This is a genomic window from Maribacter sp. Asnod1-A12 (assembly GCF_045063735.1).
Classification (GTDB): Bacteria; Bacteroidota; Bacteroidia; order Flavobacteriales; family Flavobacteriaceae; genus Maribacter.
The window spans coordinates 2,439,617-2,460,634 of record NZ_JBEFNZ010000006.1 but is presented as its reverse complement, the minus strand read 5'-3'; the positions used below and the strand labels follow the sequence as shown (position 1 = coordinate 2,460,634).

Below are 21,018 nucleotides of genomic sequence, written 5' to 3'. Positions count from 1 at the left end.
CTTATTTTAAACCCGCACATATATCAAATCTTCATTATCCTATGTAAATAATTGATTATCAATAATTTACATTAATTTAATTATTACTTCTAATTGAAGAATCTAAAATTGAGCAGAAAAGGACTACAAAGCCACTACCACATGTTTATTGCACTTCACAACAACAATTAAATATCCGAAACATATCACCGTTATTTTGCCAACGTATGTTCATCGACGAATAACATCGCATAAGCTATTAAATTAAGATTTTAGACAGGTTGCTACTACATTTGCAAAAGAATGGTAACCCAAACCTGTTCTAAAAAATATCTTAACCTGCTTAACAATAATGTGTTGCACTAAAAAGGCAAAACGTTATTGCCATATAGGTTAAGTAAAAATAAAAGATTTTAAACTTAACCTATATGGAGTCAAATTACACTTCTAACAACATGCTCTCACCCAACAGATGTTTTTCATCTGCATTCCTAATATTAGAAACTATACAAGCATCATCATTTTTTTCCAATCTAGACTTCAGTAAAAATAATGATCAGAGCAAACTAAAAGATAAGCATACAACTATAGTTTACTCTAAACTTTTTGGCTCGTTTCAATCTATACATATGGAAACAGTAAGCATACAACCAACCTACTTAGCTAATTCATTTTCAACTAAACAAAAGAATTCATAGTGAAAAACTCTATACACATAAAATCGGCCTTATTGCTATTCATAATGTGGTTCTTCTTTGGTTCTGCAGATGTAATAGCGCAAACATTCTCAGTTTCTGATGCTAGTGCAGAAGAAGGTGATGCTATGGAATTTACCGTAACTTCCGATAGCTTTTTATTTACAAGTATTACTTTCGATTTGGCCTATACTCCGGGATCAGCAATTGCGGCAGATTATTCTGGCGCTGATTCTATTACTATTTTCTTTTTCGGAACTACCTCTACATTTTCCGTTAACGCATTAAATGATGATTGGGTAGAAGCCACACAACAACAATTTACGTTGACCTTAAGTGACCCTTCTGGTACATATTCATTTTCTGACCCTGAAGGTACAGGTACTGTTATAGATACCGATGTTGCCTATGTCACCGGTGGTAATTATGATATTACCGAAGGTGGTGAAATACAATATAGTTTATCATTATCTACTGATACAAATACTGACGGTGATACATATGTAGGTATTGAAGATGCTTATAAAGTTGATTTTTCTGTTGAAACAAACCCAACCTCAGCAAGTCCTGCTAGTGATGGTACCGACTTTAATTCTTTTGCCACAACTGTTGAATTTCCTGCGGGGTCTATTGCTGGTACAGAAGTTATAATTACTATACCAACAATTGATAATACTATTGTTGAACCATCGGAAGAGTTTAATGGTGTTAAATCTCAAAATTCAGACGAGGCTACAAAATATGGCTCTGCCCCATCTAGGGTGAGTATAAATACAGAACGTTCGGCATTACGTATTCACGATAATGACGTTGCTACCATTAACTTAAGCAACATTAACGTATTAGAAGCTGCTGGTAATGCAATCATCGAGTTTACACTTAACCAAGAAGTTCAAAATGCATTTGAAATCGACTACGCTACATTAGATAATTCTGCTACAGAACCATCTGATTACTCTAGTAACTCTGGTACGTTCAATTTCAGCGGTCAAGTAACCGATGTTTTTCAAGAAAACTTTAGCATAATAGATGACACTACTATAGAAGCTACGGAATTGTTTAATGTTGTTCCTTCTTACAATCCAACTACGGGTCTAATTACTAATTATGCACCTCAAAATATTGTTTTTGTAGCTAATGAAGGGGAAATAACAATAACTGATGACGACTTAGATACCGATAATGATGGTGTAAATGATCTAACCGATGAAGATGATGATAACGATGGTATTACAGATAGTAACGAAGGTACCGTTGACACCGATGGAGATGGTATTATTGACAGCCTAGATTCTGATTCGGATAATGATGGTTGCCCAGATGCTATTGAAGCAGGACATACTGACCCAGATAATGATGGTTATTTAGGCACTTCTCCTGTTAGTGTAAATAATGCAACAGGTTTGGTAATTGGTCAAGGTGGCTATACAGGTACAGATAGTAAAGTTACCAGCGCATTCCAAACTGTTACTATTGCTACACAGCCTACCGATAAAGTGGCTAACTTGGGTGATACCGTTGCGTATACAACTTCTGTAAATGGTACGGGACTTACCTACCAATGGGATATTAGTACAGATAACGGTAGTACCTGGTCTACAATTTCAGATAGTGGTGTTTATTCTGGTGCTACAACAACTACGTTAACTTTAACCAATATTACAAGTACAGAAAGTGGAAACCAATTTCGTTTTTCTGCTTTTGATAGTGAAAACTTATGTACACCCTATACCTATACAAATGTTGTAGACCTTTTCATTAGACCAAATGTAGCTATTGCAGATGCAGCAGTTGCAGAAGGAAACGATTTAGATTTTGCAGTAACCCTTTCACATGCAGTTGATGAGACTGTTTCTTTCGATTTATCTTATGCAGATGTTACTACTACTAGTACAGACTATACTGCATTATCAAATTTTTCTATTCCTAGCAACACTTTAAATACAAATATTCTTATACCAGCCCTAGACGATTCGCTAATTGAAGATGATGAGACATTCACTTTAAGCATGGCAAATGGCTCTAGTAATACTGGTGATATTAGCGATACTGCTACTGGTACAATAACCAATGTTAATTTTCCAACCACTGGTGATGGTGTATCTATTGCAGGCTTTTCAGTAGCTGAAGATGTTGGTACCGTAGATTTTGTATTGACCTATACTGGTCCAGATGTTCAAAATTCTTTTACGGTAGATTATGAAATTTTCGATGCTACTACTACCGCTGGTTCAGATTACAGTGTTAACATTACAGGACAAGTTGTTTTTCCTGCAGGTACTAGCAATAATGACACCGTTTCATTACTAGTGGCCATTACAGATGATACCGTTATTGAAGGTGAAGAAAGTTTAAGAATAGAAATATCCAATATTTCTAATAGTTTATTAACCATTAATAATGCTGAAGCAACAGGTATGATTACCGATAACGATACCACACCAACATCTGGTTTAAGTGTTGCTGATTTTACTATAGATGAATCTACTGCCGATGCTAAATTCATAGTTACTTATAATGGTGGTAATGTTAAAACCGGATTTACGGCAGATTATACTATTTCAAATGGTACCGCTATTAAGGGTACAGATTACGAAGCGACTTTGACAGGTACGGTAACTTTCCCGGATAATACCACTAATGGTGCTTTCCAAGAAATTGAATTAACCATTTCAGATGACCTTATTATAGAAGGTGACGAGACTATAAATATTGAGTTATCAAATCTTTCTACAACCTTAATTAATTTAGTTAGGCCAAATGCTTTTGGTACAATTACAGATAATGATAGTGATTTAGCCACAACGGGTCTTTCGGTTGAAGATATTTCTATTGACGAAGCAGATGGAACAACAAATTTTGTAGTAACCTATAAAGGTAATGAGGTACAAAATGCATTTACTGTAGATTTTGAAATTACTGATGGTTCTGCATATTTATCATCAGATTATAGTGGTGACCCTTCTTTAACTGGTCAATTAATATTCCCAGCTGGTACCGATGATGGAGACGAACAAAATGTAAGTGTTCGTATTCTTGATGATACGTTAATTGAAGATGATGAAACCATTTACTTTCAACTATCTAATCTATCAACTACATTGCTAAGTTTAATTGACCCTAATGCTACAGGTACAATTGCAGATAATGATATTAAAACGGCAACTACAGGTGTTAGTATATCAGATTTCTCTGTTAATGAATCTGCAGGTAGTGCCGATTTTATAGTAACTTATAATGGTGATGATATACAAGATAGTTTTACTGTTGACTACAGTATAACAGAAGGTACAGCTACCGTAGACGAAGATTATAGTACTACATCTGCAACAGGGCTGTTTACTTTTCCAGCGGGTACTGAAAATGGTGATTTCCAAACAATGACTATTACAATTCTAGAAGATTCATTTATTGAAGCTAGTGAAGATTTAAATATTCAATTATCCAATCTGTCAACTACATTAATTAATATTGTAGACCCAACAGGTACAGGTACGATAAACGATAATGATAATACAGCAAATAAAGGTGTTGATTTTCAAAACTTAACGGTAAGTGTAACAGAAGGTGACCCTAGTGATACTATAGAAGCTACCTTTGTTATCGAATTTATAGGTGATATTGACACTGTTGAGACTATAGAGGTAGACTACTTTGTAAACAATGGTTCTGCAGCAAATGCAACCGATTTTACTCCTAGTCCTACCATTGAAACAATTACCCTTACAAATGCTAATAAAACTGGTAATATAGTTGTTCCCATTATTAGTGATGACACTATTGAAGATGAAGAAAATTTCTTTGTTGATTTGGTTGCCATACGTTCTAATGTTGGTATCAACTTATTAAACAACCAAGCAGAAGGTATTATTGCCGATGATGACGGAGGCATTGTTTCTGTAAATGGTTTTAACGTGGTAGAGCAAAACAATGCTTTTAATTTTGACGTAACGTATAGTGGCGATAGAGTTACTGGTGGTTTTACTTTAGACTATACGGTTACTGATGTTTCTACAACTATTGACGATGATTATACGGTAGATCCACAATCAGGACAATTAACCTTTACTGGTGTTGATACCGAAGTCCGTTCAGTTCAAATCAACGTTATTGGTGATGATTTAATTGAGAGTGATGAAGATTTAAGAATTACCATTTCTAACCCATCTTCTACCAAAATTAGTATTACCACTGCTGATGCCATAGGTACTATTACCAATGATGATAACGGTAGTTTAACTGTTGATGGTTTTAGCGAAGATGAATTTAATGTTACCACAAATTTTGATGTAACTTATACTGGCCAACCAATTACAGGCGGGTTTACGGTCAACTATGAAATAGTTGATATTAGCACTACTAATGGAACTGATTATACTGCTTCGCAAACAGGAAGCTTAAATTTCTCTGGTTCAACAGATCAAGAAATTCAGGTTCCTGTAGATATTATACAAGATGCAATTATTGAAGGTGATGAGACTTTACAATTTAATATAACCTCAACCTCATCTAGTTCTATTACTGCTACAACGACAAACGCAACGGGTACTATTATAGATATAGACCACCAACCAACTGCTACAGATGATTCATTTGTGGTTTTCCAAAATCAAGCTTCTGCAGATATTGAAGTTCTAGATAATGATGATTATGGTTTTGATGGTCCTGCATCTTCAAATCCATTACAAGTTACAGACGCACCGATAAATGGAACAGTAACGTTAAGAGACAATGGTACACCAAGTGATTATTCTGATGATTACTTTGAGTATGAACCAAGTCCTTCTTTTAATGGAAATGATTCTTTTAGATATAAAATTGTAGATTCTAACGGTTCTGAAGATGAAGCTGTTGTTAACATTTTCGTTAATGACACCAACCTTAAAAAAGATTTTGAAATACGTTATTCTGGTAGTATAAACGGTGATTTTACAATGATTGCCAACAATGTACTTTCTAGAACACAAACTGGTAATTACAATGGTGAAAACGGTAACCATGATTTTGATGATAACGTCTTTGTAGATATCGATTCTGACAACACCACATTTAACTCTACCAATGCTAACTTATCTAACCCAGAACCATCGTTAAGTTGTTTAAACGTTAAAAAAGCATATCTATATTGGGCTGCTGCAGATAAGGAATATGATAACAATACGGGTAATGGAGGCTCTGAACCTAATTGGAACTACAATGAGGTAAAGTTAATGTTACCCGGCCAAACCAACTATACAACTGTTGAAGCAGACGAGGTAATTTATAGAGGTCGTGATGACCACTTCCAAAATGACCCTTATGTTTGTATTAAGGATATTACCGATGATGTTAATGCTCTTTCTACTCCTTTTGGAACGTACCAAGTTGGTAACGTAAAAGCAACAGAAGGTGAACTTAGATCTCACGGTGTTGCCAATATTACCGGTACTTCTGGTGGATGGCAAATTGTATTCGTTTATGAAAATGTATCCTTAGACCCAAAAAACATTACACTATACGATGGCTATGTTCACACTTTCGCCTCTGACGGTGCTGGTGAAACTGAATTTAACTTTAGTGGTTTTGAAACTATCCCTAACGGGAATATTAATGCCAATGTAATGCTAGGTGCCTTAGAGGGTGACCGTGACCTTTCTGGTGACCAATTATTAATTTTTGATACTAGCAACGACTGGGCAAAATTATCAACGACATTAAGAGACGAAGACAACTTCTTTAATAGCCGTATTACTATTGACGGATTAAATTATGTAGACAGAAATGCTGCCAGTACAAACACACTAGGTTTCGATGCAACCGTTTTTCCTCTAGATAATGTAGGTAATCGCTATATTGAAAACGACCAAACATTCGCTCGTTTTAAAATTACAACAGATCAAGAATCGTACGGACTTTACCTAATGGGTATGAGTGTAGATGTGTATCAACCAAGTTTAGGTGCTTTAAATTTAAGTGCCAATGCAACTGGTCCTTTTGATGCCGGCGAGGTTATACCCTTAACTTTAAATGTAACAAACACAGGTAATGACGATATTCAAGATTTAGAAATCACTACTGTTTTACCTGTAGAGGCAGAATTCTCGGGTGTTGGTTCTTTACCAACTGGTGTTACACATTCGTATGACCCAACAACAAGAACATTAACTTTCACTGTTCAAAATGGTATTACCGACATGGGTGATGCATATGACATTGATTTTGACATCGAATTAAGGGAGCAATGTTATTTCTTAGAAACTGCTTGTACGGCGAGTTTTGAATTGCAAGCTGTTGCAACATATAGCGGTGTTACCAATGGTGATCCGATTACTACAAATAGTTCTTCTTCTACAGACTCTTGTGGTATTGGTACTCATGACCCTACTATTATAGATGTTCAACAACCAGATGAGGTTACGTGGTCTACTGCTCCAAACGCTTTAGACAGAACTATTGAATGTGATAATATTGCTGCATACAACAATGCAAATTCTTTAGAGCCTTCTACCGCTTCTTGTGATTTTACTTTGAGTAAAACAGCTGGCAGCTTTGTTCAATCTGGATCATGCCCTACTGAAGGTACATATACTAACACATGGACATTTACAGATGCTTGTGGCAGAGTAAGTTCTACGTTTACACAGGTAATTACAATTCAAGATAATGAGGCTCCTACATTTAATGAGTCTTTACCACAAGATTCTTTTGCTGCTCATGACAATATTCCTGTCGCTCCTGTTCTTTCAGCAAATGATAATTGTGATTCTAACGCTGACGTAATTTTTGACGAAACTTATGACGGTGACAATACAAGTACTTCATATACTATTATCAGAGAATGGACAACAAGTGATTGTGCTGGTAACCAAACTAGCCATACACAATTTATTTACGTAAGTGAAAATGGTGATCCAATCGGTATTAGTATTAATGATGTTACCGTTAACGAAGATGCGGGTACTGCAGTTCTTGAAATAAGACATACAGGTACAGTTTCTGGAGGGTTTACGGTTAATTACAATACCAATGATGATAATGCAACCCAACCAGGCGATTACTTTTCATCTACGAATTTAGTTTCGTTTTCAGGTACTAACAATGAAGTTAAACTTGTTACTGTAACTATTAATGATGATTCGCTAATTGAAAGCACAGAGCAGTTCTTTGTTCAACTTACTAGTGGTAGTAACACACCAACTATTAATGATAACGAAGGTATTATCACTATAACAGACAATGATAATGTTGCAGGAGCTACGGGTGTTGCGTTTTCAGATGATAATGTAACAGTTACAGAAGGTACTGACACCTACGCTAGATTTACAGCTACTTTTACTGGGAATATTGCTCCTGGAGAAACTGTCACTGTTGACTATGCTACGGCTAACGGTACTGCATTAGAACCAGATGATTACACTTCTCTTACAGGAACAGTTACTTTTAATAGCACAACCAACGCTGTTAATATAGATGTACCTATCATTGATGATAATATAATTGAACCAAGTGAAGATTTTACAGTTATACTTTCTAACATTCAGTCTAACATAAACATAGGCTTCTTAGATGGGCAACCTACAAATACTGCAACAGGTACAATAAACGACAATGATAATATTCCTGGAACTACAGGTATTTCATTCCAAAACGATACTGTTGTTGTAGATGAAGCTGCTGGTACGGCAACTATTAATGTATTATTAACAGGTAACGTTCAAGGCGGATTCACTTTAGATTACACAACTAATAACAATACAGCCATTCAACCTGGTGATTATACGTTTACTTCTGGCGAATTAACTTTTGCGGGTACAGACGGTGAAATACAACCAATTACAGTGCCTATTATTGATGATAGTATCATTGAAGTTACAGAAGGTTTATTTATAGACTTATCTAATTTATCTACTACGTTGATTGCTATTAACGATAATCAAGGTAATATCAATATTACAGATAATGATAGTGTTGCGGGTACGGGTATCTCATTCGAAAACGATGATATCACCGTAAATGAAGCTGATGGTACTGCCACAATTAATGTACTGTTAACTGGTAATGTTCAAGGCGGATTTACTATAGACTATACCACTAATAATGATTCTGCTGTTGAACCTGGTGATTATATTGCAGCTTCTGGATCATTAACCTTTGCAGGTAATGATGGTGAAACGCAACCTATTACTGTTACTATAAATGACGATACTAGTATTGAAGCTACAGAACGTTTGTTCGTAGATTTATCTAATCTATCAACAGTATTGATTACCATTAACGACAGCCAAGGTAACATCAATATTACCGACAATGATAACATACCCGGCACAACCGGCATTTCGTTCGAAAATGATGATATCACCGTAAATGAAGCTGATGGTACTGCCACAATTAATGTACTGTTAACGGGTAATGTTCAAGGCGGATTTACTTTAGACTATACTACAAATAATGATTCTGCTGAACAACCCGAAGATTATACAACCAATGCCGGTACATTAACATTTGTTGGTAATGATGGAGAAATACAGCCAGTAACGGTGAGTATCATAGATGATAATATTATTGAAGCAACAGAAAGCTTATTTGTAGACCTATCTAATTTGTCTACTACATTGATTGCTATTAATGATAATCAAGGTACTATCAACATTACAGATAATGATAATGATGCAGGTACAGGTATCACTTTCCAAAATGATGATATCACTGTAGATGAAGGTGCAGGTACGGTAACCGTAAATGTATTATTAACTGGTAACGTTCAAGGCGGATTTACTTTAGATTACACTACTGCAGATGATTCTGCTATTCAATCTGAAGATTACACATCAAGTATCGGCGAATTAACCTTTGTAGGTACCGATGGTGAACTACAACCTATTACCGTAACAATTATTGATGATAATGTAATTGAAACTGTAGAAAGTCTATTGGTTAACCTATCTAATTTATCTACTACATTGATTACGATCAATGATAGTCAGGCTACTGTAAATATTACTGATAATGATAATATACCAGGTACAACAGGTATTGCGTTTGAAAACGATAATATTACGGTAGACGAAGCAGCGGGTACGGCAACTATTAATGTTCAGTTAACGGGTAATGTTCCTGGTGGCTTTACTTTAGACTATACTACCAACGATAATTCTGCAATACAACCTGGCGATTATACTCGTGTAAATGGTCAATTAACTTTTGCAGGTACAGACGGTGAAATTCAACCTGTAACTGTCGCCATCATTGATGACAATATTATTGAAGCAACAGAGAATTTATTTGTTGATCTTTCTAACTTATCTACATCATTAATCGTAATTAATGATAACCAAGGTACTATCAATATCACAGATAATGATAACACCCCTGGCACTACTGGTATCGCATTCCAAAATGATGATATTACGGTAGATGAAGCTGCTGGTACGGCAACTATTAATGTATTATTAACAGGTAATGTTCAAGGTAGCTTTACTTTAGACTATACTACAAATAATAATACTGCTGAAGAACCTGGTGATTATACTACTAGTGCCGGAGAATTAACTTTTGTTGGTACAGATGGTGAAATTCAACCTATTACGGTTAGTATAATCGACGATACTATTGTTGAAGCAACAGAAAACTTGTTTGTAGACTTGTCTAACTTGTCTACTACATTGATTGCTATCAACGATAACCAAGGCACTATCAGCATTACAGATAATGATAACATTGCCGGTACAGGTATTTCATTCGAAAATGATAATATTATTGTTAACGAAGCTGCTGGTACAGCAACTTTAAATGTAGTATTAACGGGTAATGTTCAAGGTGGATTCACTTTAGATTATACTACTAATGATGATTCTGCTGAACAACCTGAAGATTATACCACAAGTGCAGGCGAGTTAACTTTTGCTGGTAAAGACGGAGAATCGCACCCAATAACAGTTCGTATTATTGATGATAATTTAATTGAAACGACAGAAGGGTTGTTTGTTGATTTATCTAACTTGTCGACTACATTAATTGCTATTAATGATGACCAAGGTACTATTAGAATAACAGACAATGATAATATACCAGGAACAACGGGTATTGCATTTGAAAATGATGATATCACGGTTGATGAAGGTACAGGTACAGCAATTATTAATGTTCAATTAACGGGTAATGTACCTGGTGGATTTACAGTAGACTATGCTACAACAAATGCCACAGCAGTTGAACCTGGTGATTATACTACCGCTGTAGGTCAATTAACATTTGCTGGTACAGATGGCGAATTGCAACCGATAACAGTAACAATCATTGATGACAATATCATTGAGACCACTGAAACATTACTTGTAAACTTATCTAATTTATCTACAAGCTTAATTGGCATTAATGATAACCAAGGTAATATCAACATAACAGATAATGATAACATACCAGGGGTAACAGGTATCTCATTCGAAAATGATGATATTACGGTAGATGAAGCTGCTGGTACGGCAACTATCAATGTATTGTTGACAGGTAATGTTCAAGGCGGATTTACCTTGGATTATACGACCAATGACGATTCTGCAGAACAACCAAGTGATTATACCACTAATGCCGGTCAATTAACATTCGCTGGTACAGATGGTGAAATTCAACCAATTACGGTAAGTATTATAGATGATAATGTAATTGAAGCTACAGAAAGATTATTTGTAGACCTTTCTAATCTGTCTACAACATTGATTTCCATTAATGACAACCAAGGTAATATCAATATCACCGATAATGATAACATACCTGGCGTAACAGGCATCTCATTCGAAAATGATGATATCACGGTAGATGAAGCCGCTGGTACGGCAACTATCAATGTATTGTTGACGGGCAACGTTCAAGACGGATTTACTTTAGATTACACAACAAATAACGACTCGGCAGAAGAGCCTGGTGATTATATTACTAATTCTGGTCAATTGACTTTTGCTGGTACTGACGGAGAAATACACCCTATTACAGTTAGTATTATTGATGATTCATTAATTGAATTTACTGAAAGTTTATTCGTTGATCTTTCTAACTTGTCTACAACCTTAATCACAGTTATCGATAATCAAGGGGTTATTAATATAACCGATAATGATGCTGATCCATCTCTGTATGGTGTTGAATTCGATATTACATCAATCGATGTTAACGAAGATGCAGGTACGGTTTCTCTTGATGTGGTTCTAAATGCAAATGTTCAAGATGAGTTTACGGTTGAGTACTATACTGTAGATGTTACCACTATTGATGGTAGTGACTATACAGGTGTTCCTCAAGATACACAGACATTGACATTCGGTGGTACGAATTCAAATACGCAAACCATCATAATTCCGATAATCGATGATACACTTATCGAATTTACAGAAAACTTCAATGTTATACTTGAAGATATCTCGTCGCCTATCGTAGGTATTCTTGCCAATGATACGGCTACGGTAAACATTATTGATAACGATGCTGATCCTTCGCTATACGGAGTACAGTTCGATGTTACTTCTATTGATGTGAACGAAGATGCAGGTACGGTTTCTCTTGATGTAGTTCTGAATGCAGATGTTCAAGATGAGTTTACGGTTGAATACTATACTGTAGATGTTACCACTATTGATGGTAGTGACTACACGGGTGTCCCTCAAGATACACAAACATTGACGTTTGGCGGTACAAATGACAATACGCAGACTATAGTAATCCCGATCATCGATGATACATTAATCGAATTTACCGAAAACTTCAATGTGATTCTTGAAGATATTTCTTCGCCTATCGTGGGTATTCTTGCCAATGATACTTCTAAGGTAAATATCATTGATAATGACGCTGATCCTTCTATATACGGAGTTCAATTTGATATAACATCAATAGACGTGAACGAAGATGCAGGTACGGTCTCTCTTGACGTGGTGCTTAATGCCGATGTACAAGATGAGTTTACGGTTGAGTACTATACGGCAGACGTTACTACTATTGATGGTAGCGATTATACCGGTGTACCTCAAGATACACAGACACTGACATTTGGTGGTACAAATAGCAATACACAGACTATAGTAATTCCGATCATTGATGATACATTGATTGAATTTACCGAAAACTTTAATGTGATTCTTGAAGATATTTCTTCGCCTATCGTGGGTATTCTTGCCAATGATACGGCTACGGTAAACATTATAGATAACGATGCAGACCCATCATTATACGGCGTTCAATTTGATACTACTTCTGTTGAGGTAAATGAAGATGCAGGTACGGTTACTTTAAATGTAGTTCTAAATGCGGATGTACAAGATGAGTTCACGGTTGAATTCTACACTGTTGATGGTTCTGCCAATGATAGTATGGATTATACAGGTGTTTCTCGTAATTCGCAGACATTGACATTTGGTGGTACCAATTCAAATACACAGACCATCGTTATCCCGATTATTGATGATATCGTCATTGAAGACCCAGAAACATTCAATGTAATTCTTGAAAACATATCGAGCCCCATCGTAGGTATTCTATCGGATAATACTGCTACGGTAACCATTATCGATAATGATGGTGATGAAGGTTGGCCAACCGATGAGACTATCGAGGCATGTGATGCCATTCCTGATGCTTTTGTGATCACTTCAGATAGCTCTTGTGCCATTACTGTCGATTATAACGAACTGGTCGAAGGCCAAGGTGACGAATGCGCTACGGAATATACGATTACCAGAACATGGACGATCACTGATTGTGTGGGTAATGTACGTACTCATACGCAAGTTATTACCATTGAAGATACGGTGGCACCAACATTTAATGAAACGCTACCACAAGATATGACGGTAGAATGTAACATGGTGCCAGAAGCATCTATATTGACAGCTACGGATTCTTGTGACCCTAACATTGATGTGGTCTTTGAAGAAACGATCACAAATGATGAGAACTGTGCCCTAGGGTATACCGTTACAAGAACTTGGACAGCTACCGATTGTGCCGGTAATGAAACAGAACATACACAAGTAATAACGATCGAACCTACAGGACCTATTATGAGCCAACCTTACGAGGAAGAAATTACCATTATTTGTGGTGATGAAATTCCCGAGGCACCTGAAATGGTTTTCACGGGTGGCTGTGATAATTTCCAGGTCGTATTCAATGAGGAAATACAACAAACAGAAGGTTCCGACGACTACTTGATCATTAGAACTTGGAACGTGACCGATTCTTGTGGAAACACTGCTTCTTTTGAACAGATCATATTTGTGCTACAACCACAATTGCAAGAGATTACAATCAACATCTGTATCGAAGAGGAGCCTATCGACTTGTTGAACTATTTACCGGCAGATTTTGACCGAAACGGTACATTCATGGTTTTAGAAGGTGATGTAGTTCTAGAAGAAAACTATTTCGACCCAATGAACCACGAGCCAGGAGAATACAAAATTGCTTACAGTTCTACTGAAGGCACTTGTAAATACTTTGTTGACTTTACTGTTATAGTTGATACGGAATGTGTACCATGTGGCAGAGGCGATATTGAAATTTCTAAAGCGGTTACCGCAAACGGTGACGGTGTAAACGACTTCTTTGAAATTAGAGGTGTAGAGTATTGTGCATTCAGTTTTGATGTTGTGATATTCAACCGTTGGGGTACTAAAATTGCAGAGGTCAAGGATTATCAGAATGACTGGGGCGGTGAATCTCCAGATGGTTCTTTCGGACAATCCGGAATGTTACCTACAGGTACATACTATTACATTATTACCGCTACAGATAAAAATACGGGTACTATTTTAGAACCATTCAATGGCTATATCTATCTAGGTACTAATTAAAATTAACTTGCATAAATCAAAATGCCTCATCATAAATATGATGAGGCATTTTATATAAACACCAAATTACAACATATCGTCAAGGTACCGACTTATACGGTAGTTAACAGTTAAAATATCAGGACAAAAAATGGTATTCCCATTAATACCAATTTTTTAATAGTCAGGAATAAATTTCTGATTACCGTTTCACCACCATCGTTATTGTTAGGTATAACATAATAACTTTTTTTAAAAAACGATATACCTCTCAAAACACCTAATACAACTTTCGAAAAAGCAAAATCATAAGAGGCATCATTACCTCTAAATTTAGATACTAAGCTTGACCCATAAATCTTTACTAACTCTATTCTTTACTAAACAAACACCTCATCCAAAGTATCGATAAAAAGCTAATAAAAGTATATGTCATAATTACCAAGCATTTTACACATCAAAACGAAACGCTTTCACAACAAAAATAGTTTTTTTACAGCTATCAAAATTAACTTTGAGTTCGATAAAGCACATTCAGTATGTTTCTTGAATGATTTGGATGCGAGGTATTATGTTTAAAATCCTACTTAAAATCTCATTTTTTCTTTGTTGTGTTAGTCTATCTGCCCAAATAGATTTATCACTAACCCAGTCTGCATCTATTTGTTCTTCTGATGGTAGTATATCCGCCACGGCTAGCGGTGGTTCCGAACCCTATCAATATCGAATTATAAGCGGTCCCCAACTTCGTCCATATCAGAGCTCAGGAAATTTTCTTGCCTTGCAACCCGGCACATTTACAGTAGAAGTAAGAGATGCAACGTTTACCACTATTTCAGACAACATTACTGTTAATGGTGATTATACGCTTCCTAACTTAAGTGTTACTATTACTCCCCCGACTTGCTCTAGCAACGCCGATGGTCAAGTTGTATTAAATGGTAGCGATGGAAATTTCATTGGAACGACAGAATTTCCAGAATATAAATATCGTATCGTAGATTTAAGTACCACGCCTCAGACAGTTATTCAAGAACAAAATACAGATACGTTTACTGGACTTGCAGAGGGTACATATACCTTTCAAATTGAAGATGGTTGTCAAAACACGGTCAGTGAAACAGTTACATTAACCGCCCCTACAATTACAACCCTAGATGGTCAAATAGATTTTGTAGAAAAAGCAGCTTGTGACACTTACGAAGTGGAATACGACCCCTTTGGCCGTGGTGTTTCACCACATGATGTAACGGTCACCGAAGATGCTACAGGTACTATAATTTTTTCAGGTTCAGTAGATTCTAGCTTTGGTTCTTCTTATAGTCTTGGTAGTAACTATAATTTTGGATCGAGCTATACTGCGAACATAGTTGATGCTTGCGGGCAAGCAGAAACGAAACCATTTAGCTTTACACCTGACCTTGATATGTGGAGTCAAAAAGCATATGATTGCTCTGGAGAAACGGCATTTTTTGTATTTGCCTCTTTAACGAATTCAAGTCTTCAAGAACCAAGTATTTTAGTTCCTGCCACTCTTACGTTGACCAATCAAACAGATGCAAGTGATGTTCTTATATACACTTTTACAGACCCAGATGATCTAGAGGCAGATATTCGTGAAGCCGATATTCAACTTGGGGATACTTATAATGCTGTTCTAGAAGATAGTTGCTCGTACACCATCAATACATCTCTAACATTTACACCTGTTCCCGCAACCACATTCGAGGTGAACGTTCGACCAGAACGCGGCTGTATGGATGGTACAACCGGAGTGGGATTTCATGTTAGAAACGGTGGAACAAATTATGGAAAAGTAACTATTTTATCAGGACCTGCAAGCTTTACCTCAGAAAGTGGCGTTGTTACCAACTATAGTTATCCGAGAGAATTTGTTAATCCGAACGGAAGTTCTGTATATCCAGAAGCTTTTCCTCCCGGAGTTTATGAAGCAGAAATTACGGACGGTTGTGAATCAGGTATTGAAACGTTTGAAATATTGGCATCGCAAACAGTTGAACATGATTTCAGCTTAGATTTTTTGCAAGGTTGTGGCAACTCGAACTCGTTAATTATCAATCCAAACATAATCAGTAATATTAACAGCACCTTCTACACCAATGTGAATATAACCAATCTAGATACCGGAAATTCCGTTTTTCGCGAGAGTATATATTTTTTTACAGAAGGAACTCCGGTTGCGGTACCTAATCTGCCATCGGGAAACTACCAGTTAAATCTAGAATTTCAGAGTGGCGGTGAATGTGTATCGAACAACGCTTTTACATGTCCTTGCGAACCCCAAACCAGAAATATAACTATACCAGGCTATGTGTCTACTTCTTTTGACAATATAGTTGGTTATCTATGCACAGAAGGGTCTGGCGTTATTTTTGCAGAAGGGTCTAACGGTATTGCTCCTTATCAATATGAAATAATAGATTCATCGGTTCCCTCAAATATTGGACGTACTTCAACAGATGGTATTTTTACAGCAACAGATGAAGGTACCTATACCGTAAGAATAACCGATAGTTGTGGCAACTCAGCTGATGGCGCTTTCGAAGTGGTTCCTTATTTACCTAATCTAGTAGCCAACTGCGAAGCTTCAGGTACACGTGTTACATTAACAGCCAACCCGGTTACCGATGCTATTTTCACTTGGATCGACGATTCGGGTACTACGATTCAACAAGGTACTAGTAACGAGCTTGTTTTTGACCCTTTTGATGCTTCCCAAGGAGGAGAGTACATCTTGCAAGTTGAAGCACCGGGCTTGAATTGTACTATTTTTGATGGTACCATTACTATACCGAATATACCTTGTGACTCTAGCATTGATATAAGTAAAACTGTTGAAACTGGTCCAATATATAATAGTATTACCGATGAATATACCGTAACCTATAGAATTACGGCCGAGAATAAAGGCGGACTCTCGGGTTCATACGATGTCATCGATACATTCATTTTAGGTGATGGATTTTCTTTAGTCAATGCAACTTTAGCTTATGGAAATGAAACTGATGGCGTAGATGGTAGTATTTTAACTCCTTTTATTAGTGGAGATCAGATTATAACTTCTGAATCATTAGCTGGACTTCGAACGGAAAGCTGGTTAGTAACGGCAATATTTACTTTAGATAAAGATTTATATGACCCTACCCAAAATTGTACTAATGGAGGTGGTCTTGGAAATCAAATTACCGCAACAGGCGACACCGACACAACGAATAACACAGCATGTGTACCTGTTGAAATAGGTAGACTAGAAATTACAAAAGATGGAGCATATGTTGATACGGACTCTAACGGTCTAACTAATATCGGTGATGAAGTAAACTATACTTTTATTGTATCCAACACAGGTAATGTTGCCATATCGAATGTAATCGTTACAGACGCATTACTTGGAGGTGTTATTTCTGGACCTATTGCTGGAGATACCGATTCTGATGGTGAATTAGACACTACAGAAACTTGGTCATTTAGCGCTAACTATGACATAACCCAAACAAATATAGATGATAATCAAGTGAATAACCTGGCATCGGTTACTGGCGAAGATCCCGATACGAACTCAATTACAGAAACATCTACAGACCCATCACCTTGTTCTACATGTACCCCAGATCCTTCTTGTGCAGATTGTACCTTAACCGAATTACCTAGCAATCCTAGTTTTACGATTAACGATTCATCTACAGTTGAAGGAACCAATAATATTTTTACAATTACAGCAACCAGTAGTATAAGCCAAGACATCACTTTTAATCTAGCGTATACCAATATTTCTACTACCAGTACTGATTATAGTGGCCCAAGTACGATTACACTGTTAGCTAATACTACTTCGGTCTCTTTTAATGTTGCTGCAGTAGATGACAATTTCATTGAGCCTAACGAAACATTTGAAGTAAAAATATCCAATGCCTTAAGTAGCGAAATCAACATTACTGACGATATCGGTTTGGGTGAAATTATAGACAATGATGGTGGTGTAGGTACAGGTATATCATTCGAAAACGACAATATTACCGTAGACGAATCTGCAGGTACTGCAACAGTAAACGTGTTACTTACAGGAAGCGTGCAGGGCGGGTTTACCTTAGACTTTACTTCTACCGACAATTCTGCTTTTGCACCAGGGGATTATACTACCACCTCAGGGCAGTTGACATTTACAGGTACCGATGGAGAAACCCTACCCATTACTATTCCAATTATCGATGATAACATTATCGAGGCTTTAGAAAATCTAACGGTTGATCTTTCTAACCTGTCTACTCCATTAATTTCCATTAATGATAACCAAGCGACCGTGAACATTACCGATAATGATGGTGGCGCCGGTACAGGCATATCATTCGAGAACGACAACATTACCGTTAATGAGGCTGCAGGTACTGCAACAGTTAACGTGCTACTTACAGGAAACGTGCAGGGTGGGTTTACCTTAGACTTTACGACAACCGATAATTCTGCTATTGCGCCAGGGGATTATACTACAAGTACAGGTCAGTTGACCTTTGCAGGTACCGATGGAGAAACCCAACCCATTACTATTCCAATTATAGATGATAACACTATCGAGGCTTTAGAAAATCTAACAGTTAATCTTTCTAATCTATCTACATCATTAATTTCCATTAATGATAACCAGGCAACCGTTAACATTACCGATAACGATAGCAATCCTTCTATATATGGTGTTCAATTTGACACTACCTCTGTTGAAGTAAATGAAGATGCCGGTACGGTTACTCTTGATGTGGTTCTAAATGCGGATGTTCAAGATGAGTTCACGGTTGAATTCTACACTGTTGATGGTTCTGCCAATGATAGTAAAGATTATACAGGTGTTTCTCGTAATTCGCAGACCTTGACATTTGGTGGTACCAATTCAAATACACAGACCATCGTTATCCCGATTATTGATGATATCGTCATTGAAGCCCCAGAAACATTCAATGTAATCCTTGAAAACATATCGAGCCCCATCGTAGGTATTCTATCGGATAATACTGCTACGGTAACCATTATCGATAATGATGGTGATGAAGGTTGGCCAACCGATGAGACTATCGAGGCATGTGATGCCATTCCTGATGCTTTTGTGATCACTTCAGATAGCTCTTGTGCCATTACTGTCGATTATAACGAACTGGTCGAAGGCCAAGATGACGAATGCGCTACGGAATATACGATTACCAGAACATGGACCATTACCGACTGTGTCGGCAATAGTCGTACGCACACTCAGGTAATCACTATCGAAGATACCGTTGCACCGACTTTCAACGAGGCATTACCTGAGGATGTGACCGTAGAATGCAATATGGTGCCAGAAGCTGAAACATTGACAGCTACGGATTCTTGTGAGCCAAACATCGTGGTAACATTTGAAGAAACGATTACCAATGATGAAAACTGTACTACCGGATATACCGTTACAAGAACTTGGACAGCTACCGATTGTGCCGATAATGAAACAGAACATACACAAGTAATAACGATCGAACCTAGTGAACCGATTATGAGCCAACCTTACGAGGAAGAAATTACAATCATTTGTGGTGATGAAATTCCCGAGGCACCAGAAATGGTTTTCACGGGTGGCTGTGATAATTTCCAGGTCGTATTCAATGAGGAAATACAACAAACAGAAGGTTCCGACGACTACTTGATCATTAGAACTTGGAACGTGACCGATTCTTGTAGTAACACTGCTTCTTTTGAACAGATCATATTTGTGCTACAACAACAATTGCAAGAGATTACAATCAACATCTGTATCGAAGAGGAGCCTATCGACCTGTTGAACTATTTACCGGCAGATTTTGACCGAAACGGTACATTCATGGTTTTAGAAGGTGATGTAGTTCTAGAAGAAAACTATTTCGACCCAATGAATCACCAACCTGGCGAGTATAAAATAGCTTACAGTTCTACCGAAGGCACTTGTAAATACTATGTTGATTTTACCGTCATTGTAGATACCGAATGTGTACCATGCAATAGAGACGATATTGAAATTTCTAGAGCGGTTACCGCAAACGGTGACGGTGTAAATGATATATTTGAAATAAAAGGGGCTGAAAATTGTGAGTTCAGTTTTGATGTTGTGATATTCAACCGATGGGGTGTTAAGATTTTTGAAGCCAAAGATTATCAAAATGACTGGGGCGGTGAATCTCCCGATGGTTCTTTCGGACAATCCGGAAGGTTACCTACAGGCACATACTACTATATTGTAGACGCCACCGATAAAAATACCGATACAACACTAGAACCTTTTAGCGGATATATCTATTTAGCAACGGAATAGAATCAATATATTTAATTGATAATTCCTTTTCTTGTTTGAAAAGGAATTTTTTATTTTCTGTCAATATCTCCCTGGTCAAACTACTTCTTTAGAGTCCATAATAAACCCAATTTACTTCGTCCGACAAATATATCAATTGAACGAAAATGCGGTTTCAGAACGAATAATATGGGGTGTCAGCCGTTATTTTTTAAATCTTTCAGAACAGCTATTAACT

2 protein-coding genes are annotated in these 21,018 nt (G+C 36.9%); both read left to right on the top strand.

Annotated features, from left to right (window positions below):
* The first annotated feature begins 676 nt into the window (after positions 1 to 676).
* Positions 677 to 14,494, top strand: a complete 13,818-nt coding sequence (locus ACJJVP_RS10420) for a Calx-beta domain-containing protein (RefSeq protein WP_405413441.1) — start codon at positions 677 to 679, stop codon at positions 14,492 to 14,494.
* Positions 14,495 to 15,044: 550 nt separating this feature from the next.
* Positions 15,045 to 20,801 (top strand): Calx-beta domain-containing protein, encoded by a 5,757-nt coding sequence (locus tag ACJJVP_RS10415; protein WP_405413440.1) that lies wholly within the window; start codon positions 15,045 to 15,047, stop codon positions 20,799 to 20,801.
* Positions 20,802 to 21,018: the final 217 nt, after the last annotated feature.